The organism is Paenibacillus sp. BJ-4 (assembly GCF_020404765.1).
Taxonomy (GTDB): Bacteria; Bacillota; Bacilli; order Paenibacillales; family Paenibacillaceae; genus Paenibacillus.
The window spans coordinates 1-25,152 of record NZ_JAIVEM010000029.1; the positions used below are offsets into that span (position 1 = coordinate 1).

23 protein-coding genes, 11 tRNA genes and 1 rRNA gene are annotated in these 25,152 nt (G+C 46.9%); 32 read left to right on the plus strand and 3 right to left on the minus strand.

What is annotated here, in order from left to right; all coding sequences use genetic code 11:
* The first annotated feature begins 205 nt into the window (after positions 1 to 205).
* From rrf to yajC, 20 genes are all read left to right on the plus strand, one after another.
* Positions 206 to 322: ribosomal RNA gene (gene rrf / locus LCF57_RS06710) — 5S ribosomal RNA — on the plus strand.
* 19 nt (positions 323 to 341) lie between these two features.
* A tRNA-Asn gene (locus LCF57_RS06715) sits at positions 342 to 417 on the plus strand.
* A gap of 3 nt (positions 418 to 420) precedes the next feature.
* Positions 421 to 512: transfer RNA gene (locus LCF57_RS06720), tRNA-Ser, on the plus strand.
* Positions 513 to 529: 17 nt separating this feature from the next.
* Positions 530 to 601 (plus strand) — tRNA-Glu (locus LCF57_RS06725).
* Positions 602 to 607: 6 nt separating this feature from the next.
* Positions 608 to 683, plus strand: a tRNA-Val gene (locus LCF57_RS06730).
* 24 nt (positions 684 to 707) lie between these two features.
* Positions 708 to 784: transfer RNA gene (locus tag LCF57_RS06735), tRNA-Met, on the plus strand.
* A gap of 14 nt (positions 785 to 798) precedes the next feature.
* Positions 799 to 875: transfer RNA gene (locus LCF57_RS06740), tRNA-Asp, on the plus strand.
* Between the two features lie 28 nt (positions 876 to 903).
* Positions 904 to 979 (plus strand) — tRNA-Lys (locus LCF57_RS06745).
* Between the two features lie 34 nt (positions 980 to 1,013).
* Positions 1,014 to 1,088: transfer RNA gene (locus LCF57_RS06750), tRNA-Gly, on the plus strand.
* A 5-nt stretch (positions 1,089 to 1,093) separates the two neighbouring features.
* Positions 1,094 to 1,170: transfer RNA gene (locus LCF57_RS06755), tRNA-Arg, on the plus strand.
* A gap of 12 nt (positions 1,171 to 1,182) precedes the next feature.
* Positions 1,183 to 1,262 (plus strand) — tRNA-Leu (locus tag LCF57_RS06760).
* 7 nt (positions 1,263 to 1,269) lie between these two features.
* Positions 1,270 to 1,343 (plus strand) — tRNA-Pro (locus LCF57_RS06765).
* A gap of 116 nt (positions 1,344 to 1,459) precedes the next feature.
* Complete coding sequence (locus tag LCF57_RS06770; RefSeq protein ID WP_226000022.1) at positions 1,460 to 2,164, plus strand: BofC C-terminal domain-containing protein; 705 nt, start codon at positions 1,460 to 1,462, stop codon at positions 2,162 to 2,164.
* A gap of 230 nt (positions 2,165 to 2,394) precedes the next feature.
* A complete protein-coding gene (ruvC, locus tag LCF57_RS06775; protein WP_226000023.1) occupies positions 2,395 to 2,898 on the plus strand; it encodes a crossover junction endodeoxyribonuclease RuvC in 504 nt (167 codons plus the stop codon).
* Positions 2,895 to 3,509 (plus strand): Holliday junction branch migration protein RuvA, encoded by a 615-nt coding sequence (gene ruvA, locus LCF57_RS06780; protein ID WP_152379186.1) that lies wholly within the window; start codon positions 2,895 to 2,897, stop codon positions 3,507 to 3,509. The genes ruvC and ruvA overlap by 4 nt, the downstream gene beginning before the upstream one ends.
* 50 nt (positions 3,510 to 3,559) lie before the next feature.
* Positions 3,560 to 4,567: a Holliday junction branch migration DNA helicase RuvB gene (gene ruvB / locus LCF57_RS06785; RefSeq protein ID WP_025716928.1), complete on the plus strand. Its 1,008-nt coding sequence runs from the start codon at positions 3,560 to 3,562 to the stop codon at positions 4,565 to 4,567.
* A gap of 301 nt (positions 4,568 to 4,868) precedes the next feature.
* Positions 4,869 to 6,962: a SpoIID/LytB domain-containing protein gene (locus LCF57_RS06790; protein WP_226000024.1), complete on the plus strand. Its 2,094-nt coding sequence runs from the start codon at positions 4,869 to 4,871 to the stop codon at positions 6,960 to 6,962.
* A gap of 7 nt (positions 6,963 to 6,969) precedes the next feature.
* Complete coding sequence (queA, locus tag LCF57_RS06795; protein WP_226000025.1) at positions 6,970 to 7,998, plus strand: tRNA preQ1(34) S-adenosylmethionine ribosyltransferase-isomerase QueA; 1,029 nt, start codon at positions 6,970 to 6,972, stop codon at positions 7,996 to 7,998.
* 20 nt (positions 7,999 to 8,018) lie between these two features.
* Positions 8,019 to 9,158 (plus strand): tRNA guanosine(34) transglycosylase Tgt, encoded by a 1,140-nt coding sequence (gene tgt / locus LCF57_RS06800; protein WP_007431672.1) that lies wholly within the window; start codon positions 8,019 to 8,021, stop codon positions 9,156 to 9,158.
* Positions 9,159 to 9,193: 35 nt separating this feature from the next.
* Positions 9,194 to 9,529 carry a preprotein translocase subunit YajC gene (gene yajC, locus LCF57_RS06805; protein ID WP_226000026.1) on the plus strand — a complete coding sequence of 112 codons (336 nt, stop codon included), beginning with the start codon at positions 9,194 to 9,196 and terminating at the stop codon, positions 9,527 to 9,529.
* Positions 9,530 to 9,625: 96 nt separating this feature from the next.
* On the opposite strand, the gene LCF57_RS06810 is transcribed toward yajC, so the two are convergent.
* The gene (locus tag LCF57_RS06810) at positions 9,626 to 10,015 is read right to left on the minus strand and encodes a TIGR04086 family membrane protein (protein WP_226000039.1); all 390 of its coding nucleotides are present in this window, start codon (positions 10,013 to 10,015) and stop codon (positions 9,626 to 9,628) included.
* Between the two features lie 200 nt (positions 10,016 to 10,215).
* On the opposite strand from LCF57_RS06810, the gene LCF57_RS06815 reads away from it, so the two are divergent.
* Positions 10,216 to 10,995, plus strand: a complete 780-nt coding sequence (locus LCF57_RS06815) for a DUF421 domain-containing protein (RefSeq protein ID WP_226000040.1) — start codon at positions 10,216 to 10,218, stop codon at positions 10,993 to 10,995.
* Here the strand turns inward: LCF57_RS06815 and spoVB are convergent.
* On the minus strand, positions 10,992 to 12,575 hold the full coding sequence (gene spoVB, locus LCF57_RS06820) for a stage V sporulation protein B (RefSeq protein WP_226000027.1): 1,584 nt from the start codon (positions 12,573 to 12,575) through the stop codon (positions 10,992 to 10,994). The genes LCF57_RS06815 and spoVB overlap by 4 nt on opposite strands.
* Before the next feature lie 306 nt (positions 12,576 to 12,881).
* Here spoVB and LCF57_RS06825 point away from each other — a divergent pair, with 306 nt between their 5' ends.
* The 8 genes from LCF57_RS06825 to LCF57_RS28110 all read left to right on the plus strand — a co-directional run bounded on the left by LCF57_RS06825 (position 12,882) and on the right by LCF57_RS28110 (position 20,212).
* Complete coding sequence (locus LCF57_RS06825) at positions 12,882 to 13,139, plus strand: post-transcriptional regulator (RefSeq protein WP_226000028.1); 258 nt, start codon at positions 12,882 to 12,884, stop codon at positions 13,137 to 13,139.
* Positions 13,140 to 13,229: 90 nt separating this feature from the next.
* A complete protein-coding gene (gene secD, locus LCF57_RS06830; protein ID WP_226000029.1) occupies positions 13,230 to 14,486 on the plus strand; it encodes a protein translocase subunit SecD in 1,257 nt (418 codons plus the stop codon).
* Positions 14,476 to 15,393 carry a protein translocase subunit SecF gene (gene secF, locus LCF57_RS06835; protein WP_226000030.1) on the plus strand — a complete coding sequence of 306 codons (918 nt, stop codon included), beginning with the start codon at positions 14,476 to 14,478 and terminating at the stop codon, positions 15,391 to 15,393. Before secD ends, secF begins: the two co-directional genes overlap by 11 nt.
* Before the next feature lie 193 nt (positions 15,394 to 15,586).
* The gene (locus LCF57_RS06840) at positions 15,587 to 16,540 is read left to right on the plus strand and encodes a cation diffusion facilitator family transporter (RefSeq protein ID WP_226000031.1); all 954 of its coding nucleotides are present in this window, start codon (positions 15,587 to 15,589) and stop codon (positions 16,538 to 16,540) included.
* A gap of 33 nt (positions 16,541 to 16,573) precedes the next feature.
* On the plus strand, positions 16,574 to 18,970 hold the full coding sequence (gene recJ / locus LCF57_RS06845) for a single-stranded-DNA-specific exonuclease RecJ (RefSeq protein WP_226000032.1): 2,397 nt from the start codon (positions 16,574 to 16,576) through the stop codon (positions 18,968 to 18,970).
* Positions 18,971 to 19,040: 70 nt separating this feature from the next.
* Positions 19,041 to 19,553, plus strand: a complete 513-nt coding sequence (locus tag LCF57_RS06850; protein ID WP_226000033.1) for an adenine phosphoribosyltransferase — start codon at positions 19,041 to 19,043, stop codon at positions 19,551 to 19,553.
* Between the two features lie 279 nt (positions 19,554 to 19,832).
* Positions 19,833 to 20,060: a hypothetical protein gene (locus tag LCF57_RS06855; RefSeq protein WP_226000034.1), complete on the plus strand. Its 228-nt coding sequence runs from the start codon at positions 19,833 to 19,835 to the stop codon at positions 20,058 to 20,060.
* A complete protein-coding gene (locus LCF57_RS28110; protein WP_413232186.1) occupies positions 20,015 to 20,212 on the plus strand; it encodes a hypothetical protein in 198 nt (65 codons plus the stop codon). Before LCF57_RS06855 ends, LCF57_RS28110 begins: the two co-directional genes overlap by 46 nt.
* 138 nt (positions 20,213 to 20,350) lie before the next feature.
* On the opposite strand, the gene uraA is transcribed toward LCF57_RS28110, so the two are convergent.
* Entirely contained in the window at positions 20,351 to 21,661 is a 1,311-nt protein-coding gene (uraA, locus tag LCF57_RS06860; protein ID WP_226000035.1) for a uracil permease, read from the minus strand.
* Positions 21,662 to 21,944: 283 nt separating this feature from the next.
* On the opposite strand from uraA, the gene LCF57_RS06865 reads away from it, so the two are divergent.
* From LCF57_RS06865 to LCF57_RS06875, 3 genes are all read left to right on the plus strand, one after another.
* Positions 21,945 to 24,122, plus strand: a complete 2,178-nt coding sequence (locus tag LCF57_RS06865) for a RelA/SpoT family protein (RefSeq protein ID WP_226000036.1) — start codon at positions 21,945 to 21,947, stop codon at positions 24,120 to 24,122.
* Positions 24,123 to 24,261: 139 nt separating this feature from the next.
* A complete protein-coding gene (gene dtd, locus LCF57_RS06870; RefSeq protein WP_226000037.1) occupies positions 24,262 to 24,708 on the plus strand; it encodes a D-aminoacyl-tRNA deacylase in 447 nt (148 codons plus the stop codon).
* 134 nt (positions 24,709 to 24,842) lie between these two features.
* On the plus strand, positions 24,843 to 25,004 hold the full coding sequence (locus tag LCF57_RS06875) for a hypothetical protein (protein WP_226000038.1): 162 nt from the start codon (positions 24,843 to 24,845) through the stop codon (positions 25,002 to 25,004).
* The last annotated feature ends 148 nt before the right edge of the window (positions 25,005 to 25,152 follow it).

A 25,152-nucleotide genomic window follows, 5' to 3' on the forward strand; every position in this document is an offset into this window, starting at 1 on the left:
GGTGGAAGTGCAGTAATGCATGGAGCTGACCAATACTAATCGGTCGAGGGCTTATCCTAAAAATAAGACGCAATGAAGTTTCGGATCCAGTTTTCAGGGTGTAAGTCTGATGTAGCGTAAGCTCAAGTAGTTTAGGCTGGACAAGCGAACACACAGCATTTGGCGATGCTGATACCTGAAAAAGAATTTGCCAAGCAAATTCATGTTTGGTGGCGATAGCGGAGGGGTTCCACGCGTACCCATCCCGAACACGACCGTTAAGCCCTCCAGCGCCGATGGTACTTGGACCGCAGGGTCCTGGGAGAGTAGGACGCCGCCAAGCAAATCTTAATAGTTATTATTCCCTGATAGCTCAGTTGGTAGAGCACTCGACTGTTAATCGAGTTGTCACAGGTTCGAGTCCTGTTCGGGGAGCCATGTGGAGAGGTGTCCGAGTTGGCCGAAGGAGCACGATTGGAAATCGTGTAGGCGCCAAAAGCGTCTCGAGGGTTCGAATCCCTCTCTCTCCGCCAGAATTATTTTATTGTATGGCCCGTTGGTCAAGGGGTTAAGACACCTCCCTTTCACGGAGGTAACAGGGGTTCGAATCCCCTACGGGTCATAATATGGAGGCTTAGCTCAGCTGGGAGAGCATCTGCCTTACAAGCAGAGGGTCGGGGGTTCGATCCCCTCAGCCTCCACCATTAAAAAGATATCCCTTTTACTGTCGCGGGGTGGAGCAGTTCGGTAGCTCGTCGGGCTCATAACCCGAAGGTCGCAGGTTCAAATCCTGCCCCCGCAACCAATTAACTTTATTATGGAACTGTGGTGTAGAGGCCTAACATGCCTGCCTGTCACGCAGGAGATCGCGGGTTCGAATCCCGTCAGTTCCGCCATTTTTACAAAGTTATATTGCCCTGTTGGGAGCCATTAGCTCAGTTGGTAGAGCACCTGACTTTTAATCAGGGTGTCGAAGGTTCGAGTCCTTCATGGCTCACCATTCTTGAAATTATATGTTATAATATAATTGTATTGCGGACGTGGCTCAGCGGTAGAGCATCGCCTTGCCAAGGCGAGGGTCGCGGGTTCGATTCCCGTCGTCCGCTCCATATTTGCGCCCTTAGCTCAGCTGGATAGAGCGTTTGACTACGAATCAAAAGGCCGGGAGTTCGAATCTCTCAGGGCGCGCCATTAACTTTATAAGCCGGTGTGGCGGAATTGGCAGACGCGCGCGACTCAAAATCGTGAGGGAAACCGTGGAGGTTCGAGTCCTCTCACCGGCATGTATTTCGGGATGTAGCTCAGCTTGGTAGAGCACCTGGTTTGGGACCAGGGGGTCGCATGTTCAAATCGTGTCATCCCGATTCAAAAGGAAAGCCGCTGGAAGCAGCGGCTTTTTTTATTGCATTTATTATCTTTTTGTATAATTCAGTAATTGCCAGGTCACACTAACACAAAAAGTGGGACGGAAGGGATTACTGTGAAGCGATTAAGTTGGAAAAAACAAATGAAACGGCGCTGGAAACAGGGAAGAAGAACGGTATGGGCCTTTACCATTTTTGGAGCGGCTTGTTTGCTGGCAGGGTTGGGTATTCTGTTTTCAAGACATATGCAGGCTATGCTGTCACAGCCACTCGCCGCTGCAGTTATGGCAGAGGTTGATATGGAGGAATCTTCACCCGCAACACCGGCTGAAGATCGCTCCTCACAGATTCAAGTTTTGCAAAGTATACGTGCTTCCGGTATAAGCAGGAAGACTCGTCTGTTAACCACCTACGTGTGTGGTACGGAAACACTTTCCTTGGGAACGCTGAGCTCGCAGCAGCTGGAAAATTTACTGAAGCAGCATCCCGACTGGAAGGGACGGCTTAATACCAAAGGAGAGGTGTGGCTGGAGCGGAGGGTAGAAGATTTGTCGGAATCGTGTAAAGAGCGTGGCTACATGGGTTTAAGTGCTGACGGACAGCTCACTTTGTTTGAAGGACCACCTAAAAAGGAGAAGGTTATACGGACTTTTTTCCAGCTGGATATAGACTCCATGGAAACGGCTTTGCCGGAAGGGGTGTATGAACAACTTCAGCAAGGGATCCGTGTACAGGATATCAACGAGTATAACAGTGTAATCTCTACTTTTAGTGACTTTGCGGTGGAACGAACACAGCGGGTATTAAAACAGCAATATTGATAGAAGCAAGAGACGTTAGGCATTTACCGATCAGGTGATGCTTGTGGCGTCTCTTTTTAGGTTTTCACTCAGAGTTAAATTTTTTTCCTCTATTAGATGCAAAGTTTTGTTATAATGAAATGAACGACACATATGTTCGCTTTGTATGGAATTTAGCCATAAATATATTAAAGATAGAGTTGGCTGATGGTTAATTAACGCCATCGTTTAGCGATAGGGGAGAGATTTTTTTGCGTTTTCTAGGAATTGATCCGGGTATTGCTATTGTAGGCTTCGGATTTGTAGACAAGGTTGGCAGTAAGGTGGTTCCTGTGCAGTATGGTTGCATTCAGACAGAGGCCCATACACCGGAAGAGGAAAGGCTGCTTCATGTGTATGAAGGCATGTTGCAATTGATTGATAAATATAAGCCTGATGCGGTAGCGCTGGAGAAGCTTTTTTTTAATCGCAACGTTACGACTGCTATGTCTGTAAGTCAGGCACGGGGTGTGCTAGTGCTGGCTGCAAAGCAACGTAATCTCCCTATAGGGGAATACACGCCGATGCAGGTTAAGCAGGCTATTGTAGGGTATGGCAAGGCGGAGAAGAAACAGGTACAGGAGATGGTTAGAATGTTTCTAAAGCTCCAAGCTGTGCCCAAACCGGATGATGTAGCGGATGCTTTGGCGGTGGCTATTTGTCATGCGCACTCCTATGGACTAAATTCAAAATTAAATGAGGTATTGCGAAAATGATAGATTTCTTGCGTGGTTCTGTAGCTCACTTGGAAAATGAATATGTCGTTTTGGATGTGCAGGGGGTGGGATATCGCGTGTTCTGTCCGAACCCTTACGCCTTCGCCAAAACGGAAGGGCCGGTGGTTATTTACATTCACCATCATGTAAGGGAAGATGCTATTTCACTGTTCGGGTTTGCAACCCGTGAGGAACAGCAATTATTCCGTAAATTAATCGATGTATCTGGTATTGGACCGCGTGTGGCACTTGGTATTTTGGGAGGCGGTACACCTGCTCATGTGGTGACGGCGATTTATCAGGAAAATATCACATTTCTCACCAAGTTACCGGGGATTGGTAAAAAGACGGCACAACGCATGATTCTGGACTTGAAAGACAAGCTAGACGGTATTGGTTCGCTAGGAATGGTGACTGGATTATTTGCGGAGCCTGTCGTGGAAGAGGGAGAGGGCTCCTATTGGGGCGAGGCACGTGAGGCGCTCAAGGCGCTCGGTTACACAGATGCAGAGTTGGATAAGGTATGGAGCAGAATGAAGAAGGATGCCAAACCTGATGAATCTGCCGATATTTTGATGAAACGGGCTTTGCAACTGTTGTTTGCCGGATAGGACGCTGATGTCCGTTCACAGAAGTCTGGTGAAAAGAGGAGCGATGGAAAATGGATGATCGGATTATTTCCGCCAATTTGATGATGGAAGACCAGACGGCGGAGCTAAGCCTTCGCCCCCGTTATCTTAATGAATATATCGGGCAAAATCAGGTTAAGGAAAATTTGAAAATTTACATTGAAGCGGCCAAGATGCGTAAAGAAGCGCTGGATCATGTACTGCTGTACGGTCCCCCCGGATTGGGTAAAACGACTCTCGCTAACATTATTGCGAATGAATTAGGAGTTAATTTGCGCACCACTTCAGGCCCTGCGATTGAAAGACCCGGAGATTTGGCAGCGTTGCTGACCAATCTCCAAGAAGGCGATGTTTTGTTCATTGATGAAATTCATCGCCTTCATCGGACGGTGGAAGAAGTCATGTACCCGGCGATGGAGGATTTTGCACTGGACATTATGATTGGTAAAGGCCCGAGTGCGCGATCGGTTCGCCTAGATTTGCCCCCCTTTACCCTTATAGGGGCTACTACACGCGCTGGGCTGCTTTCTGCGCCTTTGCGCGATCGGTTTGGTGTTATCAGTCGATTGGAGTTTTATACGACTGACGAGTTGGCCTACATCGTATCAAGAAACGCGGATATTATGGAGATTGAGATCGTTGGGGATGCAGCGGAAGAAATCGCATTGCGTTCACGGGGAACACCACGGATTGCGAACCGGCTGTTAAAAAGGGTGCGTGATTTTGCCCAAGTTGCTGGAGACGGTATTATTCATTCAGAATTGGCCGCAGAGGCACTGAAAAGACTTCAAATAGATCCGCTCGGACTGGATGAAATTGATCATAAAATGCTTAAGGCAATGATTCATTCATTTCGGGGGGGACCTGTGGGATTGGATACCATTGCCGCAACCATCGGTGAAGAGAGCCAGACGATTGAGGACGTGTATGAGCCATATTTGCTACAAATTGGACTTCTACAAAGAACACCTCGGGGACGGACGGTAACTCCGGCGGCATATGCTCACCTTGGAATCCCTATGCCAACGGACCCACGGTGACTAGGAAGGTGGACACTTTATTACAAGAGAACAAGCCCAAAATACGGTTTAAAGTTAAATGGAACTGAGAATTAATTCAGAGCGGTTACGCAATTATGGCAAGTACGATAGAGTAAATACGTTTACAGTAAGTACGACATTGGCGGAATAGGATGATAGGGAAAAGGAACCGTGAGTTAGAACTAAGCGTGTTCAAATTTTGGTTTTTCCGCCGATGTATTTAAAGGGGACAGACAATGGTCGAGATCCCGCCAAATCATGCTTTATGCGTGCTAAGACAGTCAGATGGGGGGAGCCAGAAATGAGTGGAAAAGCATTGAACCGAAAAACAATATTCAGTACATGGACAGGCAGGGCCAAACGCGCAGCAGCGATTATGGTATTAGCAACAGTTTGCTTACCTTGGACTTCGAGTGTTCACGCTGCCGCCGCTCAAGAGGATATTCGTGTAGTGATCTTTGCGGATCTAGGTAGCAAATATAAAGCAACAGTCCCTGCGGTAACCTTGAAATCATCAGAAGGTCTGAGTGTCGGACAGAACAGTGGAGGCAGTTTTCAGGCTTGGATGGGACTACCGGACAGCACCGCTCGTTTTAGTGTGGACAGCTATCGAGTGAAGGTACTTGAAGGAAATGAAGCAGCTGCGATTAAAGCGGCTCAAGTCCTGCAAAAGACGAATGATAAACCTACGGTTTTTATCGGTTCCAAAAACGGTAGCTCTGTCTATCAGCTGTATGCTGGAATATATGCAAGTGAGCAGGCTGCACAGGCTGCTGTACAGCGGATTTCTTCCGCAACCGGAGCGCAGGCTGAAGTTAAGGGAAATAAGCACTGGTCAACTGGAAGCTATGGAAGCGAGCAGGAGGCAAACCTCGTTCGAACGACAATTGCTGCCGCAGGCTTTGATGCTTTTACTGTGATTCAATCAAGAGGTCAGTATGCTGTCTGGGTTGGAGAAGAGAGCAACGACAGCAAGCTGTCGGCTTTAAAAACTGAGCTGGAGACCAAGCAGCCCAAACTTACGTTATCTAAAGTTAGTGCTACTCAAACCGGACTTATAATAAGACAAGAAGCAGGAGTAACGACAGGCTCGCAAGCATTGTCACATTACATGCTGAGTGGCTCTGATAACAGTAAGGTAATAGTCAACGGCGGTAACAATGGGATTCAAGTGGTTGAAAGATCACAGCGTACATATCGCGGCGACATGGAGATTAGCATGACATCAGGGCAACTGGCGCTTGTCAATGATGTACCGTTGGAGCAGTATTTGTATTCCGTGGTAGGAGCTGAGGTCTATTCCTCATGGCCGGCTGAAGCTCTCAAGGCTCAAGCGGTAGCAGCTCGCAGCTATGCACTTGCCCAAGGCACTCGGTTTCAGATTGGCAATGTAGTGGATGGCACGTTAAGCCAGGCTTACAATGGCAAAGGCTCGGAACATGCGAATGTCAGCGAGGCTGTAGATGCCACGGCTGGTGAAGTCATTAAAAGCGGCGGTAAAGTGGTTGAAGCTGTATTTTCATCTAATGCGGGCGGTGTAACAGCAGATGCTTCCGAGGTATGGAACAGCGGTGGTGAAGCATTCGCCAGCGTAGACAGCTCGGGAGATACATCAGCGCAAAAAGGGGCAGAGGGGTGGTACCATGTACTTCTCTCCAGTGGTAAGACTGGTTATATTCGTGAGGATAATGCCAAGGAGCTGGAGGGAGTCACAGAAGCTGGCTTAGACAAAATTACCGTTACTGCTGAAAATACCAATGTGCGACCAATTCCCCAAATTCAATCAGCCGTTGCACCTGTAGCCAAGGCGCAACCGGGTGAAGAGATGATTGTTTTGGAGAAGGTGCCTCAATCCGGAGACTATGCATGGGTGCGGGGACCTTTTACATCAGCGCAGATTGCTAAATCCCTACAAGGGAAAGTAACAGGTACAGTACCGTCCTCAATTAATCATCTGGATGTTACCAAACGCGGTCCGTCAGGGCGTGTGCTGGAGGTTGAAGCCAACGGGTCACCTTTGACAGTAAAATATCCCGATATGTATCGTTCAGCGATGGGGGGCTTACCGAGCACTCTGTTTGATATTGCGAGTACCGGCAGTTATACTGTATTAGGCGCTGATGGGGCTACTTCTCATGTAAGTGGTGCGCAAGGAACTCAAATTTTGTCAGCATCCGGGAGCAGTACTTTAAGCGGTAACGGGGTGATCGTCATGAATGAAGACCGTCATGCACGAGTCATTGATAAAACGCAAAGCTTTATTTTTACAGGCAAAGGAAATGGTCACGGGTTGGGCTTGTCGCAATGGGGAGCCAACGGTTTGGCCGAGCAGGGGTATGATTACAAGAAAATATTGCAACACTATTACAAAAATGTAGATATAGTTAAGGAATGACCAATATATGAACGTAAACGACTATGATTTTGAATTACCTGAAGCATTAATTGCACAGACGCCTTTGCTGGAGCGGAGCGCTTCCAGATTGCTGACGTTGAACAAGAATAACGGTGAAGTGGAGCATCATACATTTGCGGATATTGTTCAGTATCTTAGCCCTGGGGATACGCTGGTGTTAAATGATACGCGAGTGATTCCTGCACGCTTGTTCGGCATCAAGGAAGATACGGGAGCTAAGGCCGAGGTGCTACTGCTTAAGCAACTGGAGGGAGACCGATGGGAAGCATTGGTGAAACCCGGTAAAAAACTGAAAAAGGGAGCTGTAATCGTTTTCGGTGATGAGCTGAAGGCAGTTATTGAGGAAGAAGGAGATATGGGGGGCAGGGTGCTTTCATTTTCTTATGAAGGTATTTTTCAAGAGATCCTGGACCGCCTTGGGCAAATGCCGCTGCCACCCTATATCAAGGAGCAACTGGATGATCGCGAGCGCTATCAGACAGTTTATGCTCGGCACGAAGGTTCTGCTGCAGCTCCAACGGCAGGACTGCATTTTACAGAAGAATTGCTAGACCAAATTAGGGAGAAGGGCGTTTCCATTGCCTTTGTTACACTTCATGTCGGTTTAGGGACGTTCAGACCGATGTCGGTAGACACGATTGAAGAGCATGTAATGCACGAGGAATATTATTCATTGTCACAGGAAACGGCAGATGTACTTAATGAAACCAAGGCACGTGGCGGAAGAGTCGTGGCCGTGGGTACAACCAGTTGCCGAACGCTGGAGACGGTGGGCAATCAATTCGCAGATGGAGTACTTAAGGCAAGCAGTGGCTGGACACAGATTTTTATTTACCCAGGTTATGAATTCCGTGTGGTGGATGCAATGATTACGAATTTCCATTTGCCTAAATCCACTCTGGTTATGCTGGTCAGCGCACTGGCGGGCAGGGAGAATATTATGCATGCTTACCAGGAAGCGATTGACCGCGAATATCGGTTTTTTAGCTTCGGGGACGCAATGTTCATTTATTAATTAAGGATGGTAGAGAAAATATGGCACCAGCAATAAGATACGAACATATTAAAACCTGCAAGCAATCAGGAGCCCGCCTTGGGCGTGTGCATACACCTCACGGGGTTATTGAGACACCAACCTTTATGCCTGTGGGGACGCAAGCTACGGTCAAAACGATGAGTCCTGAGGAATTGAAGGAGATGGATGCTCAAATTATTTTGAGTAACACGTACCATCTGTTTCTTCGTCCTGGTCATGATATTATTCGTGAAGCGGGCGGACTGCACAAGTTTATGAATTGGGATCGTCCTATTTTAACGGACAGCGGCGGATTTCAGGTGTTTTCCTTAAGTGAAATGCGTAAGATTTCAGAGGAGGGTGTTCATTTTCGCTCTCATTTAAATGGAGATAAGAAGTTTCTTTCGCCGGAAGTGGCGATGGAAATTCAAAACTCGCTTGGCTCGGATATTATGATGGCCTTCGATGAATGTCCACCGTTTCCGGCCGAGTATGAATACGTGAAAAAGTCATTGGAACGCACCAGCCGTTGGGCTGAGCGTTGTTTGGAGGCACATGCACGTCCTCATGATCAAGGGCTGTTCGCCATTGTACAAGGGGGCATGCATGAAGATCTGCGCAAGCAAAGTGCCGCAGATTTGACTTCCATGGATTTCCCGGGGTATGCTATTGGTGGACTGAGTGTAGGTGAACCAAAGCATTTGATGTATGAAGTGCTTGATTATACGGTTCCTCTGCTTCCTACCAACAAGCCACGTTATTTGATGGGCGTAGGTTCGCCGGATGCCTTAATTGAGGGTTCTATCCGCGGTGTGGATATGTTCGATTGTGTACTTCCAACCCGGATTGCTCGCAACGGGACAACGATGACAAGTCAAGGTCGTCTTGTCGTTCGTAATGCCAATTTTGCAAGCGATTTTGGCCCGCTTGATCCGGCTTGCGATTGCTACACTTGTCGCAATTATTCACGTGCTTACTTGCGACATTTGATTAAAGCAGATGAAACCTTCGGGCTCAGACTGACAACGTATCATAACTTGCATTTCTTAATACAATTGATGCGTAATGTCAGACAAGCGATTATGGATGACAGACTGCTTGATTTCCGCGATGAATTTTTTGAGCAGTACGGTCTTCATGATAATGATAAAGGCTTTTAAGTTTTAGGGGAGAGTATACGAAAGGGGGATTTAACGTGTTTCAATTTGCTACAGCTGCGGCTGCACCCGGCGGAGCTGGGGGGCTTTTTCAAATGATCTGGCCACTGGCTCTGATGTTTGTAATCTTCTATTTCTTGCTGATTCGTCCGAATCAGAAAAAACAAAAGCAGCGCCAATCGATGCTTCAAGCTTTGAAAAAGGGAGATAAAGTGATTACAATCGGAGGTCTTCACGGTACAATTATGGAGATTACGGACGATGTGGTTGTTTTGCGTGTAAATGATGTAACGAAGCTGACTTTTGACCGCAGTGCAATCAGTAATGCGATCGCAAAAGATACGGCATCTGAGGAAGCTGTATCTAAGTCGTAGAATCTGCCTATCATCATGTGAAAAACCGAGCCTTTGAGAAGGCTCGGTTTTTTGTGTTGTTTCGTTACATGGGCTGCGTACACTTTTTTAATTTGACTATTTACTGAGATTAATCCCGAACATTCCGCCTCCTGCGCCTATGACAAAGGCAATTCCCAAGTGCAACAGATCCTTACCGTTCATGCCCGCATCCAGTGCCAGAAAACCGACCAGAAGAACGATTAGTCCATACAGGATACCTGTAATGCCGCCTTGATACCAGCCTTTGTTTGTGGATCTTTTGCCGGCGACGAAGCCACCAGATAGCATAGCGAATGCGTGAACGATGTACGTATACAAGGATAAGTCCTGTTCCTGCATGTGTGTTAGCCACAACAATAGTGAAAGAATCAATGCGCCAAGCAGCATCCATGCAAAAGCATAAAACAAGCCGGATAAAATAGGATGGGCCAGACGAAACGAACACCAGCGGCGAATGAGCTCCATTGCTAATTCCTCCTGTACCAAGGTTTGAACTATTATCATTCTATGGCCAAGCCTCCCGGCTTAGTACCAAGTCGCAAGCAGTCTTTCTCTTTATTTCAATAATTTAGCCTTTTGTTTTTTGTATGAGTCAAGCGGGGAACGGTCAGAATACGTGTACAATGAATGTCTTGCTGCAAAGTACAGGGGAGGAGGCGAACATATTGAGTCACGATATTTTTGCTCATATTTTTCGGACGCTGCTCATGTATTTTATCGTATATTTGGTGATGCGCTTGATGGGTAAAAGGGAGATCGGGAAGCTGTCTGTTTTTGATCTCGTCATATCCATTATGATTGCGGAAATTGCTGTATTCAGTCTGGAGGATATAAAGCGTCCGTTATATGAAGGGATGATCCCTTTAGGGGTACTGCTAATTCTACAGATAGGAATTTCCTATTTCAGTCTAAAAAGCCGGCGTCTGCGCCTACTATTCGATGGTCGGCCCAGTGTATTGTACTCCAATGGACAACTAAACAAGGATGAAATGGCTAAGCAACGCTACAATTTAGATGATTTGTTGTTACAACTTCGTGAACAAAATATTGAAAGTCTGGACGAAGTCGAATATGTTATTTTGGAAACCACAGGAAAGCTCACGGTCGTAGGTAAGGATGATAGATATGAAGATGTTGAGTTAGACAAAATAAAACAAGATTTAAATCAAAGAAATTTGACGAACAATGAGCAGCAGATGAAAAAAGTTCATCCTACTCCTCAAATCGGCGGAAAGTTCAGATATGAAGGTCTGCCTATTCCATTAATTATGGATGGCAAGGTGCTGGACCGAAATCTGGAGCGGATGGAAATGAATCGATTTTGGCTTAAAAATCAAATTCAAGCAAAGGGACACAAAGATTTTAAAGATGTTTTCTTATGCACGGTTAATCATAGAGGTCATGTGTATATTACGCCACCGGCCTTTGGGGAATCTTCGGATTAGATTTCTTTGGCTTTAAACCATCTTCTCAGAATGGGAATGCGTGTAAGGTTGTCCCAGTCAATCATTTTGATTGAGGTCATCAGTAAAAGGTACAGTATAATCCCTGCGCCTGCGGCAAAAATAAATTGAAGCCACATTTGGTCAAACATTGCCAGATGCCTGTAAACATATAATACCGCAGCTGCCATAATGATCATCCCTGCTCCGGTTTTCCAGAAATCGAGCAAACGCACACGAAAGCGAAGTAGTCTGCTTACACTGAAGCCGTGCAGGAGGGTGACAATGGCATTGTTAATGCAAATGGCGATGACCGCTCCGTAGATACCATACTGAGGCTGAGAAGCAAGCCATACGATAAGCATAATTTTGATAACAGCTCCGACAAAGGTGTTAAATAAAGCACTACCGGGACGATCCAGCGCTTGAAGTGCTGCCTGAAGCGGGGCCTGGATGTACATAAACAGAGCAAAGGGTGCCATGAGTTTAAGCATGCCTGCAATATCGCCATTATTGTAAAGTAACAGACATAGAGGTTCTGCTAACACGTACATGATAACGGCGAATGGGGCTCCTGCAACCAAAGCGAGCCGAAGCGATTGATGCAAACGTTTGTGAATAGCCATAATGTGTCCTTTGGCAGCTGCTTCAGATAAGGAAGGCACAAGTGAAACCGCCAGTGAACTGGTGAGGACACCTGGTAGTAATAATACAGGAATGACCATGCCCTGCATGGCCCCATACTGTGCGGTTGCGATACCAGTTGCAATGCCAGCCACGGCGAGGCTGCGCATACATAAAATGGATTCCAGCAAATAGGACAAGGAGCCGACGAGCCTTCCCGCCGTAACGGGAACGGATATAGACATAAGACGTGACAAAACGGACGATTCCTCGAGATGAACTTCTGAAGGTAAAGATGTCTCCGTTTGATAGGGGATACGATCCCTTCGCTCGTTCCACACATATTGCCATAGCAGCACAACCATACCAATGAGTTCACCCGCCAATGCACCGAGCATGGCACCTGCAGCAGCGTAGGCAACACCGTAAGGAAGGAGTAAGTACGCGAACCAAATGACGCAAAAAATGCGCATGACCGTCTCGGCAATCGAGGAGCTGGCGGACGGAATCATATTTTGTTTTCCCTGAAAATAGCCCCGATAGGCAGAGGATACAGCAACGATGACAATCATTGGACTCATGCTAATAAATGTATAATACACACGGCTGTCGGTCAGGATGTGGCTTGTGATCCAAGGGGCGAACACAAGACAGAGTACCATAGCGAGCAGGCTGAGCGTAACGGTAAAGCGCAGGCTGGTGTGTAAAATGCGCCGTGACATTTCGGGTTGTCCCGCAGTTTCAGCTTCGGCCACAAGCTTGGCTACCGCAAGTGGGATTCCCCCGGTAATAAGAGTCACCAGCACGATAAAAAAGGGATACCCCTGTTGGTATAAGCCGACTCCTTCGGGTCCGATAATACGCGGGAGCGCGATTCGCGGAATAAAGCCCAGTAGCCGATTGATGATTCCCGCTGCCAATAAAATAATTGCTCCATGGATGAATGTCTGCTTTTTCAATCGCAACTCCCTCTTCCCCCAAATGTAATTCTCCGTCTATACGTTACTTTAAAAGATATGCCAGACCTGTCCATGTTCATGACAAGCTTTTCGGATTAAAAGCAGAGCAATCCAGGCGACCAGAGGGAGGGTGGTGAATTCTGCTATTGACGAGTGAAATGAATGCATATATTGTTGATTTACGGCTATTTTCGACGAAAAGAAGGGTTTTCCAAGATCAGGACAGAAATGTTCTATAAAGCAGTCAATAATCCCGCTAATTGCTGATCTGCGGAAACGGAGTCGCTGGGAGGAGGAACGACCATCGTGGGTATGAAAGAGCTGGATGAGCAGGATTGGGATGACGCCATAGAGATGCTGTGCCAAAGCAAGGCAGACGAGCTGGTTCTCGTAGGCTATGAGCATGTCACAAGTAAGGACGTGTGGAATTGCGTCAGCCATAAATATGAAAAGGAGGGTATTCCTCCGCTGCACAAGCTCGTTAACGATATACTTTCCCTTAAAGCGACGAGCTTTATGAACTATTTGACAATGTCCGCATTACGGGGCTCCACTTTCGAATAGAAGGGGGTCTTTTTTTGCGTTCAAATTGACTGCTTTTTGAGGGGTAGCTATAATAGGAATATTGAGAATGAAAGGGGAACATGGGACGGAATGAAAAGAATTCTAAGTTTCATCGTGGTCGTGCTCATAACAGCTGGTGTTATGGTCGGGACAAGCCCGGGCCTACTAAAAAGTTTAAAACTAGGCCTCGATTTAAAGGGAGGCTTTGAAATTTTATATGAAGCCCAGCCTTTGGAAGCAGGGCAGCGTGTAACCAATCAGTCTCTTATACAAACAGCGCAAAGTCTGGAGAGACGGATTAACGCGCTCGGTACGACCGAGCCGGAAGTAACAACAGAGGGCAGCAACCGTATTCGTGTGCGTCTTGCTGGTGTCTCTAATGAGGCTGAAGTTCGCTCCATGCTGAAAAAACCTGCCGAGCTGACGTTCCGCAGTGCAACGGCAGCGGATGCCAAAAAGCCGGGTCAATACAGCAAAATTGAGCTCCGCGGTAACGATTTTGTGGAGAATGGCGCTGTTGTCGGCTATGACCAGCTGAATCAGCCTGAAATCAGCATCAAAGTAAAGGACAAAGCCAAATTTGCAGAGATCACGAAGCGACTTCTTAACAAAGAATTGGCTATTTTCCTGGATGATGAACTACTGTCTGCACCTACGGTACGTGGAGAGTTGACAGATGGAAGTGCTTCGATTACAGGTAACTACACTCGTGATGAAGCGAACAAGCTGGCTGATACGATAAATCTGGGGGCTCTTCCGCTTAAACTGACGGAGAAATATTCTCAGAGCGTAGGCGCTACATTGGGTCAGTTGTCACTGGATCAGACTATTCGTGCTGGTTTGATCGGCTCCGTTATTATTCTGCTATTTATGATTGCGATGTTCCGTGTACCGGGATTGGTGGCCAGCTTCTGTCTCATCGTTCATACCTGGCTGGTGCTTGCGATCTTCTATTTGGGCGGTTTCGTGCTCACGCTTCCGGGTATCGCAGCCTTCGTGCTCGGGATTGGGATGGCGGTCGATGCCAATATCATCACGTATGAACGGATTAAAGAAGAAATCAAGTCAGGCAAAACGATTCGTTCTTCTGTCATTGCCGGGAGTAAGGCTTCGTTCCGTACTGTTATGGATGCCAATATTACGACAATTATAGCGGCAGCGGTTATGTTTGGTTTGGGAACAGGCTCCGTTCGAGGATTCGCCTTAGTGCTCATCGTTGATATTGTCACCAGTATCTTGACGAATATCTTCTTCTCCCGCTTCTTGCTCAATCTGCTGGTTAAGGCGGATGTTGTCAAGAAGCCCAAGTATTTTGGTGTGAAGGAGAGTGATATCAGTGCGCTTTAATTGGGACTTGAAATATATCAAGATGAGCAAGTGGTTTTATACATTTTCGATTATTATCACATTGCTCGGTATTTTGAGCTTGTCGATATTCGGTTTGAATTACGGGGTTGATTTTCGTTCCGGTTCTAACGTGGATGTCAATTTGACTAAGACAGTTACACAGGAACAGATTCAGACTTTGCTAGACAAGAATGGAATCGGCAAAGAGGTTGATTATACACCGGGTAAAGAGCGCTTCGGCATTCGTTTTTCACAGGTGTTGACGGATCAGCAAGTGAATAATTTTAAAACTTCTATTAATAAAGAGCTTGATCCTAAGGCTTCATTTGAGGTCAATACGGTGGATTCGGAAATGGCCCAAGAGTTGGAGCGAAATGCAATCTGGGCGATTTTGCTGGCCTCAGTGGCCATCGCTATCTACATCTCGATCCGGTTTGAATGGCGTTTTGCTGTTGCAGCAATTGTTTCGTTGCTGCATGATGCGTTTCTCGTCATTAGTATTTTCTCCATATTCCGCCTTGAGGTGGATCTAACCTTTATTACGGCCATTCTGACGATTGTCGGTTTCTCCATCAATGATACCGTCGTTATTTTTGACCGTATTCGGGAAAATCTGCGATTTGCGAAGAAGAAGTCCAGAGCCGACTTGGAGCAGGTCGTCGATCACAGTATTGCCCAGACAATGACGCGTTCACTCGCAACTGTCTTTACTGTGTTTATTGCCTCCGTGTGCTTGTTCATTTTTGGCGGCGAGTCGATTCGGATGTTCTCGCTTGCAATGGTTATCGGTCTGCTGTTTGGTGCTTATTCATCCATCTTCATTGCCAGCCCGCTGTGGGTAGCTTTGAAAGGGAAACAAAAAAACCCGACAGCTGGCGGTGGCGCGGTCAAAGCTGCAAAGTCTTAAGTTACGCAAATGCAGTAGTATAAATTAAAGAGAAAGCCGCGTCTGCTTGGGCGCGGTTTTCTAAGGTTTTTAGATTTAGCCTAAGAGAAGCCCAGAAGAGGACTCATGAAGGGCTTTATTTTGAAGAAGTTGATTAGATTTGGAGTGGAGCTTGACCGGGAAAATGTCAGTTCAGGATTGAGGGGGAAACGTTGTGAATAGCGAACGCAGCCGATCATTAGAAACTGCGGCGTGGAGCGGGATTGTAGGTAATCTCGCACTGGCCGTTCTAAAGGGAACCGTCGGTTATGCGGCAAATAGCAAAGCGTTGTTGGGGGATGCACTGCACACGGCAGCGGATAGTGCTTCTCGTTTGCAGGACCTGTTTTCCAAAGGGAGTACAGGACACGGAATACTGGCACGGTTGCGGAATGGTGAGAAGGTTCGGACTGTCATTTCTGTGGTGCTGGCTATTTTGGTGCTGATGAGTGGTCTTCAGCTAGCTATCTCGGCTGTCCGTTCACTAAGCAGTCCGGAACCACAGGCTCCCGGTCTGTATGCATTAATTACTGCTTTTGTTGCTTTAGTGCTGAGAGAGGTGTTATTTCAGTTTCAATACCGATACTCGATTAAACATGGTCATAAAGCGGAAGCAGATCTGTACGCTAATCATGAGCGGTACTCGCTGTATGCATCACTGATTGCATTGATCGGCATGATCGGTGCAATGACTGGTGAAGCGATGGAGTGGCCTGCGTTGTTATATCTTGATCCAACCGCAGCTTTGCTGGTAGCCTGTATGGTATTGCGTAAAGGCTATCTGATGGTGGTGAATACCGCCTATCAGGCACCAGCGAGGCCCTTGCGGGAGGAAGACTCCCGAAGTTTTATGGAGACGATTCAACGGGTGTATGGTATTGTAACGATTGAACATTTCCATGCTCAAGAAGCAGGGCATTTCATAACGGTTGATGTAACGATTAGTGTCAACCCTCGGATTACGGTACAGGAAGCACAGGAAATTGCCGATAGGGCTAAAAATTTACTCCTGACCCGTTTTCCACAGGTGACGCATGTACAAATGCAGTTCATTTCCTATCAATCCGAGTATCCTTACAAATCCAATCATGAACTGCCGGATAATGATGTGTCGTCCTTACTGCAATAATACAGGGCGACTATGAAAGAAAGGTGAATAGGATTGCTTCATTCGCAGTACAGATGGAAAACCCCGGAACTTAACCTGACGGCGGCTCAGTCGTTAACAGAAGAGCTGGGGATTTCACCATTGTTGTCTCGGCTTTTAGTGAACCGGGGCGTCACTACGGCCGGGGAAGCAAACCGCTTTTTGTATGGAAGTGTGGATGATATACACGATCCTTATCTGCTTCTTGGCATGAAAGAGGCCGTGCCAAGAATTCGCAAGGCTTTGGAGCGCGGCGAGCATATATTAATCTATGGTGATTATGATGCAGACGGAGTGTCCAGCACATCTTTAATGATTCAGCTCATGCGTTTCCTAAAGGCCTCTTATGATATTTATATTCCCCACCGTTCCAATGAGGGATACGGCCTGCACAACCATGCCCTGGATTGGGCTCATCAACAGGGAGCTACGCTGGTCATTACGGTGGATACCGGAATTAGTGCAGTAGAGCAAATTGATTATGCAACATCCTTGGGTATCGATGTTATTGTGACTGATCACCATGAGCCGCCTGCTGTGCTTCCCAAGGCGTATACCTTGATTAATCCGAAGCTGCCTGGTTGCCCATACCCATTTAAAGGCCTTGCAGGTGTTGGTGTTGCTCTTAAGCTGGCACAGGCGCTGTTGGAGGAGGTACCCGAGGAATGGTTTGAAATCGCCGCTATAGGTACGGTAGCTGATCTGATGCCGTTGCATGGTGAGAATCGGACGATGGTACGTAGGGGGATTCAATCGATGAGAAGCTCTGCGTTTCCTGGGATTCGGGCGTTGCTTAGTGTAGCAGGTGTGGATATGTCTACAGTAACTTCTGTCAACATCGCATTTGCCTTGGCTCCGCGGATTAATGCCAGTGGACGTCTGGATCATGCGGGACGAGCCGTTTCCCTCCTGACAACAGAACAAGAGGAAGAAGCGGATCAACTTGCACATGCGCTTGATCTGCTTAACCGGGAGCGTCAACAGGTGGTCGAACGAATTGTGGAGCAAGCAGAGCAGCAGCTGGCAGCCAAACTGAATGGAGGCAAGCTCCCCTCAGTTATTGTTTTGGCTGGTGAAGGCTGGAACGTGGGTGTTGTCGGAATCGTGGCGTCCAAGCTATTGGATCGTCATTTTCGTCCAACCATTATTCTTGGGATAGATGCCGAGACAGGTATGTGCAAAGGTTCTGCTCGTTCTATTCCTGCATTGGATATTTACAGTGCACTTACCGACAGCCGTGAACTTATGGAGCATTTTGGCGGCCATCCTTCGGCTGCGGGTATGACGCTGACCCGTGACAATCTGGAGTTATTCGAGGAGCGGCTTAACCGGTATGCCAGCTCAATTTTGAAACCGGAAGACCTCATTCCTATAGCAGAGGCAGATATGGTCTGTCGTCTGGACGAGGTATCTTTACAGGTGGTTGAAGAACTGGAATTGTTACAGCCGTTTGGAATGGCGAACCCTTCTCCACGTTTCGTATTACAGGGTCTTCAATTACGTGAGGCTCGTAAAATGGGACGTGAAAAAAATCATGTAAAGCTTCTGTTGGAGCAGAACGGACTGTCGCTGGATGCGATTGCCTTCCGGCGTGGCGATTTGGCTGATTTTTTACAGCAACAAACTGAGCTGGATCTGCTGGGCGAGCTGTCTATTAACGAGTGGAACGGCAAACGTTCTCTCCAGCTGATGATGCAGGATATTCGTGTGCAAGCCCCGCAAATTTTTGATTATCGCGGAGTATCGAACCCTATTGCCGAGCTGGAACGAGGCTTGAAAATTTTCCACCCGCGTGTAGAGGAGAGAAAAAATGACGTTGCAGTGTTGATACATCCTTCATCCAGACTTCGTCCAATGGGTTCCGTGAATGCTGAATCCTTATGGTTGTACGATAGGGGTGGCACTGTTACTCCTGGTAATGGTCAAAGGGATGCACAGCAATCTGTGAAGTCACTGTTCGTGCTGGAGCCACCGGAAACGCCGGAGCAGCTACAGGCAGTATGGTCTACCTTTGAAAATGTAGAAAATGTATTTCTCCTGCATTCGGTCAGTGAACGTGCCGGTCGGCTCGTAAGCCCTGACAGGGAGCTGTTCAAGCGTATTTATGTTGTACTTTCCCGAATGGGAACACAGCCTGTTGATGAAAAAGCAATGCTGCCTGCTCTTAGTCGACAGTGTTCCTGTTCAGTACGAATGTTATCTAAAGTACTGGACATCTTTGAGGATCTTGAGTTTATGAAGCGTGCAGAGGGGCAATTTTGTTTTGTTCCCAATCCGCCCAAGCGTGATTTAACGACTTCTCCGCGCTATCAGGAATTATATGATATGGCTGAAATGGAGCGTTATTTACTGGATGCAGATACAACCCAGATGACGAGTTGGATTATGTCGCTGATGAAGGGCGCGTCTTGAGGCACTGTCTCAAGCTTATGTTGTAAAAATGGATATACTAATTTAGAAGTTTACAGTAGGAGGAACTAAGTTGGACTACAAAGAATATATTCGAGTGATTCCCGATTTTCCACAACCAGGTATTAGTTTTAAGGACATTACGACCTTGATGAAAAATGGTGAACTGTACCGTAAGGCAATCAACGATATGAAGGAACTGGTATCGGATTTGAAAATTGATTTGATTGCAGGTCCCGAAGCACGCGGATTTGTCGTAGGTGCGCCTCTGGCCTATGCTCTTGGCGTTGGTTTTATTCCTATTCGTAAAAGTGGAAAGCTGCCTGGGGAAACTATTGAGGAAGCATACGGTTTGGAATATGGCAAGGATACGCTGGCTATGCATAAGGATGCTATTGAGCCGGGCCAAAATGTATTGATTGCGGATGACCTGCTTGCTACAGGTGGAACCATTGCCACATCCGTGAATTTGGTGCGTCAGCTTGGTGGAAATGTGGCGGGAGCTGCTTTTCTTATAGAATTGTCTGAACTCAATGGTCGGGCAAAACTGCCCGACGTAGATGTGTTCACCCTCATTAAGTATTAAGTCTTTGGAAATTCGTCGGGGTTTCCCGGGAAATATTTATAGATGGATCGCTTAGATAGTCCGATGGAACATCTCTTTCACCTAGAAGAGTTGCTCCATCGGACTATTTTTTTATATTTTAAGTTTGAATTTTATAACTTTGATTTTAATCAGTTTTTTATCCTACTTTTTTACCAAGCAAAAATTAGATGCGGAAATTAGCCAAAATGCTGCTAAATCTCTATCGGAGTTAAAGCAGATATTGCAGCTAATGTAGAACGTCATGCTTTACTTGTTTCGATGCTAACCAAGAGTACGGAACAACTGGTGACAGGGATGAAAATTGACGATTATGGACGACTGTTCGAACAAGAACTGGCATTAAATGATATGACTTATGGGTTGGGCGTTTTTTTCGCTAAAGATGCGTATGAACCGGGTGTGACATACCGATCACAATATGCCCTAGGGATGGCGGACAAATCAGGCAAACGACTGAATATGATGGTCCGCAATATAATTATTTAACACAGCCATGGTATACAGAGGCAGTTAAGCGCGGTAAAGAATTGAACTTTACGGAGCCTTTTTATGATACGAAGATGAAGGTCAATATGATTACTATTTCTACGAGTGTTTCTGACACGCTCAACCAGGTGGTATCCCGTTTTCGTGTATGATTTTAACCTTAAATTATAAGACATGAATTTTAAAAAACGCCGCTCCACGTAGTTACGAACCCATACACTTGGATGTTAGACAAGTGCATGATGACCCGTATCTCATGGAGTCGGCGTTTTCATGTAAAGGAACAGGTATTAATCGGGTGTTTTTTCCGTTAAAGGTTCCTGTGTTTTATCGTTGGACCAGCCGAGCACGTCAATCAGCTTGAAGAATAGGCTGAGGACGATGCCGGTGATTGTTGCCAGCGCCATACCTTTCAGGGTAACCGCGCCCCAAGTGAGCGTTGCACCACTGATTCCGACAACCAGTACGATGGTAGCGAGCAGCATATTGGTCGGCTTGGCGAAATCCACCTTTTGCTCCACAAAGATTCTCAGACCGGAGGCAGCGATGACACCGAACAACAGCAAGGATACGCCGCCCATGACTGGAGCCGGGATGTTAGAAACAATTGCTGAGAAGGTGCCTGAGAAAGAGAGCAGAATGGCAATCACTGCGGCTCCGCCAATGACCCACACAGAGTACACCTTCGTTAATGCCATGACACCGATGTTTTCACCATAGGTTGTATTGGGCGTAGAGCCGACAAAGCCGGAAATCACAGTGGAAATACCGTTACCCAGCAGTGAACGATGCAGGCCGGGATCTTTGGACAGCTCGCGTCCGACAATGTTGCTGGTTACGAGTAAATGACCAATATGCTCCACGATGACGACCAGAGCGACAGGAAGAATCGTCAGCATAGCCGAGGTATTAAATATTGGAGTGGTAATGACAGGATGTCCGAACAAAGGAGCGTCCGCAATGGCCTGTGTATTGACCATCCCCATAAAATAAGCGAGCACATAGCCCACCACAATCCCAATTAAAATATGAATGATCTTGGCAAATCCGCGGAACAGTACTGCACCCAGAATCGTAACTCCGAGTGTAACAAGGGAAAGAGTAATGGTTTTGGGATCTGGAGACCAGGTTTTCGTAGGGTCTGAATTGATAAGGCCTGCCATACCTGCTGCCACCGGAACCAGTTCGAGACCGATCAGAGCTACAATGGAGCCCATGACTGCGGGAGGAAATACCACATCCAGCCAACGGGTTCCGGCATATTTGATCACCAGTGCGACGAGGCAAAAAATAACACCCGTTGCGATGAAAGCCCCGAGGGCCATAGCGTAACCATTAACGCCGGGATTGCTTTTAAGCACAAGACTAACGGGAGCGATAAAAGCGAAGCTGGAGCCGAGATATGCTGGAATTTTGCCACGGCAGATCCATATGTAGAGCAATGTGCCAATACCGTTCATTAGCAAAATCATGCCGGGATCGACACCGAAAATATTCGGCACCAGCACGGTACTGCCAAACATGGCAAACAAATGCTGTACGCTGAGCAGGAACCCAGGTCCTGCCGGAAGCTTTTCATTAACTTGAATTTCGCGTTGCAACGCAGTTCACTCCTTAGTTCTTTCAATTATTCTTATATACATTAATTACTTTTCGTATTTTTTTCAATATAATTCGTTTCATTTCGTCAACAATCCCGATTTACTGAACTATATGTGACGAAATAACATCTGACAAAATAACACGACAATACCAAACGTGTAATAGTTGACGTGTGACGTAGTAACCGTCATAATTATAGGAAATCACTTTTAAAAGGGAACCTTTGCGCGACATTGATCGGCGGGTTCCATTTTGCATAGAAAGGACACGGAATAGAGCAGAATGGGGATAGAGCAATTACTTAAAAAGGCCGGGGCCTATACCAGAGAAGCAGATCTTATCCGCATCAGGGACGCCTATGATTTTGCCGAGCAAGCCCATTCCGGGCAGACTCGCAAGTCTGGTGAACCTTATATTCTGCATCCGCTTGCGGTTGCTGATATCGTCGTTAATATGCAGATGGATACCATCTCCATTATCGCCGCTCTTTTACATGACGTTGTGGAGGATACGACGGTGTCTTTGGCGCAGATTCGCGAGCATTTTGGCGAAACTTGTGCGATGCTTGTCGATGGTTTGACGAAACTGGAGCGTATCCAGTTCCGTTCCAAGGAAGAACAGCAGAACGAAAATTATCGAAAAATGTTTATTGCTATGGCACAGGACATTCGTGTCATTGTTATTAAGCTGGCGGATCGTCTGCATAATATGCGCACCTTGAAATATCAGTCGGAGGAAAGCCAGCGCCGAATCGCTTATGAAACGCTGGAGATTTTCTGCCCAATTGCGAACCGATTAGGTATTTCAGCGATTAAATGGGAAATGGAAGATATTGCTCTTCGCTATCTGAATCCTCAGCAGTATTATCGCATCGCCAATTTGATGCATAAGAAACGGGCAGAGCGGGAGCAGTTTATTGATAATGTTATCGTACGTATCAGAGAAAAGCTGGAAGAGATGGGTATTCAAGCTGACCTTTCTGGGCGTCCTAAGCACATTTACAGTGTGTTTAAAAAAATGACAACGAAGAACAAGCAATTCAATGAAATATATGATTTGCTGGCGATTCGAATTATTGTGGATAACATAAAGGACTGTTATGCCACTCTGGGGATCATCCATACGTTGTGGAAGCCGATGCCCGGGCGGTTTAAGGATTATATCGCTATGCCCAAGGCGAATATGTATCAGTCCCTTCATACCACAGTTGTGGGCCCCAACGGGGAACCTACCGAGGTGCAAATTCGTACGGTGGATATGCATCGCACCGCTGAATTCGGGATTGCGGCCCATTGGGCATATAAAGAAAACAACGGAGCAAATAACACGAACTTTGAGGATAAAATTACCTTTTTCCGAGAAATTCTCGAGCTGCAAAATGAAGCGAAGGACGCGTCGGAATTTGTTGAATCGCTCAAAATGGACTTTTTCTCCGACCTTGTATTTGTGTTTACTCCAAAAGGAGAGGTTATTGAGTTGCCAGCTGGGTCTGTTCCGCTGGACTTTGCTTTCCGTATTCATACCGAAGTTGGTAACCGAACGATTGGTTCCAAGGTAAACGGCAGAATTGTGCCATTGGACTATCGGCTTAAAACCGGCGATATCGTCGAAATTATGACGTCCAAGCATTCTTATGGACCTAGTCAGGACTGGCTCAAAATTGCTCAGTCCTCTCACGCGCGCAGTAAAATCAAGCAATGGTTTAAGAAAGAAAAGCGCGAGGAGAATATCGAAAAAGGCCGTGAAAATCTGGAGCGTGAGCTCAAAAAGCGCGATATAGAGCCTTCGGTATGGATGAGTGACGACAAGCTTCAGGAAGTGGCAGCAAAATTCTCTTTCAACGATATAGAGGATATGTTATCGGCGATTGGCTTTGGCGGTATAACCGCAGCTCAGGTCTGTACACGTCTGACGGAGAAGCTGCGCAAGGAGCAGGAAGAGGCGCGGCTGATCGAGCTGACAACCGAGGTCAAGGAGTACAAACCGCAGAGCGAACGCAAAAAAACACCGACCAACGGTGTTAGCGTCAGAGGAGTCGACAATTTACTCGTTCGTTTTGCACGATGTTGCAATCCCGTGCCGGGAGACGACATCATCGGTTATGTAACACGTGGCCGCGGCGTATCGGTCCACCGAACAGATTGCCCGAATATTCCTGCGGGTACGGGGGAAGATCAGGCTCGTGTGATAGAGGTTGAGTGGGAGGAAGCAGCAGAGGTCAATTACAGCGTCGATATTGAGATTACAGGCCATGACCGCAACGGACTGCTTAACGAGGTGCTTCAGGCTATATCCGAGAACAAGACCAGCTTCTCGGCCGTTACAGGCCGTACCGACAAAAACAAAATGGCGATGATTCACATTACGATTCTCATTCGTAATACAGATCATTTGCATTCTGTTGTCGAACGGATCAAACGGGTGAAAGATGTATATACCGTGCATCGCATTATGCAATAACCTTGTAAGCGTAAAAGAGAAGGCTCGTAGCCTTTTATAGCGCATTTTGGGTACAAGCCCCCATAGGCTGCTTAAAGGAGCCATGCTACGGCTGCAAGCACCTTTTAAAGGGAAGATTAAAGGAGACAGCGGATAGTCGATGAAAATCATCATTCAGCGCTGTAAAGACGCTCAGGTAACGGTTAATCATAAGGTAGTCGGCAAGATCGGAACCGGATTAATGCTGCTGGTCGGTATAGGTCAGGGGGATACGGCGGCTGATGCCGTTTATTTGGCGGATAAAACAGCGGGATTACGTATATTTGAGGATGCTGAAGGTAAAATGAACGACAGTGTGCTGGATGTCGGTGGGTCTATTTTGTCTGTCTCTCAGTTTACATTATATGGTGACTGCCGTAAGGGGAGAAGACCTAACTTTATGGGAGCGGCCAAGCCTGAGGAAGCAGAGAAGCTGTATGATTTTTTCAACAGCCAGCTTCGCGCCAAAGGCTTGGAGGTCGAGACGGGCATTTTTGGGACTATGATGGATGTATCATTGACCAACTGGGGCCCGGTGACGCTGATTTTGGATAGCGAGCGTTCATAGATACAAGTTGGTTTGTAGGCATGGCATGAATCAGCATGAGCAGAATAAAATGACCGTTCATGGAGACGATAATGTCATCCCAACTGGTGATTAACCGGGTGGATAGCCTTAAGGGTGACAGGAGAGACGAAGCAATGCGTCAAACCCCAAAAATGGACGGTTATCGAAGCGCTACGCTGCTTTTCCCCGGTAGTATTCAGGAGGCGATCAGCCTTACCCGTGATGCTGATACGTTATCGCAGCATGTTGCAGCAGCCATGAACAAGCCGGGACGCGATGCTTTGCCACGCAGGTAGGGCCGGATATTTAGCAGTAAGTGTGAGAAGGAGCCGAAAGGCTCCTCAGATTGTCGAGAAACCCCGTCTTTTTGAGACGCGGGTTCTTTTTCTTTACATAATAATGGTCTGGTATCTGGGAGAAACGGGGTGTTACCCCTGTTTCTCC